Raw genomic sequence first — 3,813 nt, 5'->3', positions numbered from 1 at the left:
TCGCCGGCGGCGCTTCCCGTCGCGGTCGTCGAGGCCGTCCGCCGGGCGGTGCCGGATCTCGCCGTGACGATCCGGCTCTCCGGCGCCGACCTCATGCCCGGCTCGTCCACCGACGACGAGGTGGACGCGCTCGTGCACGAGCTGCTGCCGCTCGGCCTGGACGGGATCTCGGTCGGCATCGGCTGGCACGAGTCCCGGACGCCGACCGTGCAGGCCGCGGTGCCGCACGGCGCGTGGCTCGCGTACGCCGCCCGCATCGCCGGCGTCGTCCGGGCGTCGGCGTACCCGGACGTCAAGGTCATCGCGTCGAACCGGATGACCGACCTGCGCGACGGCGAGGCCGTGCTGGCCGACGGGCTCCTCGACGCGGTCGCCCTCGCGCGCCCGTTCCTCGCCGACCCCGCGATCGTGAACCGGTCGCTCGACGGCGCCTTCGACCTCGTCAACACCTGCATCGGCTGCAACCAGGCGTGCCTCGACCGGTCGATCATCGGTCAGCCGGTGTCGTGCCTGGTCAACCCGCGCGCTGCCCGCGAGGTCGCCTTCCCCGCCCGCCCGACGACCGACCCGAAGCGCGTCGACGTCGTCGGCGGCGGACCGGCCGGGCTCGCCGCCGCGGTCGACGCGGCGCGCCGGGGCCACACCGTGACCCTCTGGGAGGCGTCCGACCGGTTGGGCGGACAGTTCGACCTCGCCGCGCTCGTCCCGGGGAAAGAGGACTACGCGGCAACCGTCCGCGCCGCGCGTGCGGAGCTCGAGGCCCGCGGCGCGACGATCCACCTCGGTCGGGCCGCGACCGCCGCCGACCTCACCACGAGCGACGCCGTCGTGCTCGCGCCGGGGGTCGTGCCGCGCGCCATCGACGTCCCCGGTGCCGACCTGCCGCACGTCCGGTCCTACGAGCGGGCGCTCCGCGAGGGCGTCCCGGCGGGCACCGTCGCGATCATCGGCGGCGGCGGGATCGGCGTCGACACCGCGGCCTTCCTGGTCGAGTCGCCCGACGAGGCCCGTCGCGCGAGCGAGTTCGGCGCCCGCTGGGACCTCGACGTGGCCGACACCGTCGTGGGAGACGTGCCGCAACGACTGCCCGTGGCGACCCGCACGCTCCGACCCGGCAGCGACGTCACGGTGCTCCGCCGTTCCGGCAAGTTCGGCCAGGGGATCGGCATCACCTCGCGCTGGGTGGCGATCGGACGGCTCCGGGACGCCGGCGTGCACCTCGTCGGCGGCGTGCAGGAGTACCTGCGCATCGAGCCCGGCGTGCTCTGGATCCGTGACGAGCACGGCGAGGAGCGGGGGATCCCCGCGGACACCGTGGTGGTCTGCGCCGGGCAGGAGCGCGCGCTCGGGACGGGAGCCGAGGCGGGCGCAGGGCCGTCCGACGGACTCGAGCCGGGCCTCCGGGCAGCCGGTGTGCCGTACGCCGTCGTGGGCGGCGCACGCGACGCGCGGAGCGTCGATGCGGTGCGTGCGACCTCCGAAGCGCTCGAGGCGGTTCGGCGACTCGCACCCTGACGGCGCGTCCCGACTCGCTTCTCGCTCGGAAACCTGCAAGAATGAACGGTCGAATCGTGTCCGCTCGACCCTCTATCCAGCGGATCACGGTCTCATCGAGCTTCCACCGTGTGTGCCCCCACGCCCGCGGTCCGGTTCAACCACAACAACACGCAACAGGAGCATTTGTGGCTGTCAAGATCCGTCTCAAGCGTCTCGGTAAGATCCGGGCGCCGTACTACCGCATCGTCGTCGCCGACTCGCGCACCAAGCGCGACGGTCGCGTCATCGAGGAGATCGGTCAGTACCACCCGACCGAGGAGCCCTCGGTCATCAAGATCGAGTCCGAGCGTGCGCTCTACTGGCTCGGCGTCGGCGCGCAGCCGACCGAGCAGGTCGCGGCCCTCCTCAAGCTGACCGGCGACTGGGCCAAGTTCAAGGGCGAGAAGGACACCGAGTCCAAGGTCAAGGTCGCCGAGCCGAAGCAGGCCTTCCAGGTCGACTCCTCCAAGAAGGCCGTCCTCAAGCCGAAGTCGGAGAAGACGGCCCCCGCCGCCAAGGCCGACGAGGCCGAGACCGCCGACGAGACGACCGAGGCGTAATTCCTTGCTCGAATCCGCGCTGACGCACCTCGTCAAGGGGATCGTCGATCACCCTGACGACGTGCGCGTCGCCAGTTCCACCTCCGCGCGGGGCGAGGTCCTCGAGGTGCGTGTGCACCCCGAGGACCTCGGCCGCGTGATCGGCCGCGCCGGACGGACCGCAAAGGCGCTGCGCACCCTCGTCACGGCTCTCGCCGACGGCAAGCGGGTGCGTGTCGACGTGGTCGACACCGATTCCTAGGGAGACGACCCAGCTCCGGGTGGGTCGCATCACGAAGGCGCACGGGCTCAAGGGCGGCATCAAGCTCGAGCTCTACACCGACGACCCGGATCGTCGGTTCACGCCAGGGGCCGTGTTCACGCTCCAGGTCCCGGACGACTCGCCCTGGGCCGGCAAGACCATCGCGCTCGACGAGCTCCGCTGGTACAACGGCCACCCGGTCGCCTTCTTCGAGGGCATCGGGGACCGCACCGCCGCCGAGACCCTCGCGCGGGCGATCCTCTGGGTCGAACAGGACGCCGACGCCGAGACCGGCGAGGACGACGCCTGGTACGACCACCAGCTGGTCGGGCTGACGGTCCTCCGCGACGGCGTCGAGGTCGGCACCGTCGCACGGGTCGACCACCTGCCGGCGCAGGACCTCCTCGCCATCGACACCCCGTCGCGGGGCGAGGTCCTCGTGCCGTTCGTCTCGGCGATCGTGCCCGCGGTGGACATCGCCGCCGGCACCGTCACCGTGACGCCGCCGACCGGGCTGTTCGAGGATCCCGAGGACACGTCCCGCCCCGAGACCGTGACGGACTAGCGCGCGTGCGCATCGACATCGTCACGATCTTCCCGGAGTTCTTCTCCGTGCTGGACGTCTCGTTGCTGGGCAAGGCCCGCTCCGGCGGTCTGCTCGACCTGCACGTGCACGACCTCCGCTCGTGGACGACCGACCGGCACCGCACCGTCGACGACACCCCGTACGGCGGGGGAGCGGGCATGGTCATGAAGCCCGAGCCCTGGGCGCAGGCGCTCGAGTCGATCCTGCGGCCGGACGGGTCGTCGACCCTCGTCGTGCCGACACCGGCCGGCACCCCGTTCACCCAGTCGATCGCGCGCTCGCTCGCGTCGACGTCGGACCACCTCGTGTTCGCGTGCGGGCGGTACGAGGGCATCGACGCCCGCGTGTTCGAGTGGGCCGCGTCGCGGTGCACCGTCGTCGAGCTCTCGCTGGGCGACTACGTGCTGAACGGCGGCGAGGTCGCGGCGATGGCCATGATCGAGGCCGTCGGCCGGCTCGTCCCCGGCGTCGTCGGCAACCCCGAGTCCCTCGTCGAGGAGTCGCACGAGGACGGGCTGCTCGAGTACCCGTCCTACACGAAGCCGGCGCTCTGGCGGGACCTGGCCGTGCCGGACGTGCTCCTCAGCGGACACCACGGCCGCGTCGCCGACTGGCGGCACGAGCAGCAGGTCGAGCGGACGCGGCGCGTCCGGCCGGACCTGCTGCCGGACGCGTAGCCCGGACCGTCCCGTTCCGGGCGTCCACGCTGTCGCGTTGTCGCGCGCCGTCCCGGATCTTCGCGCTCTTGCGCGCTGTCCCGGACCGTCACGCTCTTGCGCGCTGTTCCGGACGTTCGCGCTGCGCGACACCACACGCGCCGTCGAGCGCGTGAGCTGTCGCTGAGCCCCGCGACGTCAGGGGGAGGACCCGGCTCCGCACCGCGGGTCTGG

Annotated in this window: 5 protein-coding genes; all 5 read left to right on the top strand. The window is 72.6% G+C overall.

Features of this window, described 5'->3' with window-relative positions; translation table 11 throughout:
• Window positions 1-1,515, top strand: a 1,515-nt coding sequence (locus I5E_RS03810; protein ID WP_022905824.1) for an FAD-dependent oxidoreductase, incomplete at its 5' end; no start/stop codon positions are given.
• Between the two features lie 167 nt (window positions 1,516-1,682).
• Entirely contained in the window at window positions 1,683-2,096 is a 414-nt protein-coding gene (gene rpsP / locus I5E_RS03805) for a 30S ribosomal protein S16 (protein ID WP_022905823.1), read from the top strand.
• A 4-nt stretch (window positions 2,097-2,100) separates the two neighbouring features.
• Window positions 2,101-2,337, top strand: a complete 237-nt coding sequence (locus I5E_RS03800) for an RNA-binding protein (protein ID WP_022905822.1) — start codon at window positions 2,101-2,103, stop codon at window positions 2,335-2,337.
• A 19-nt stretch (window positions 2,338-2,356) separates the two neighbouring features.
• Window positions 2,357-2,902, top strand: a complete 546-nt coding sequence (rimM, locus tag I5E_RS03795) for a ribosome maturation factor RimM (RefSeq protein ID WP_022905821.1) — start codon at window positions 2,357-2,359, stop codon at window positions 2,900-2,902.
• A 5-nt stretch (window positions 2,903-2,907) separates the two neighbouring features.
• Entirely contained in the window at window positions 2,908-3,600 is a 693-nt protein-coding gene (trmD, locus tag I5E_RS03790; protein ID WP_022905820.1) for a tRNA (guanosine(37)-N1)-methyltransferase TrmD, read from the top strand.
• Window positions 3,601-3,813: the final 213 nt, after the last annotated feature.

It is taken from the genome of Curtobacterium sp. B18, from assembly GCF_000333375.1.
Lineage (GTDB): Bacteria > Actinomycetota > Actinomycetes > Actinomycetales > Microbacteriaceae > Curtobacterium.
The sequence above is the reverse complement of the archived record's forward strand: the minus strand, read 5'-3'. Positions and strand labels throughout refer to the sequence as shown.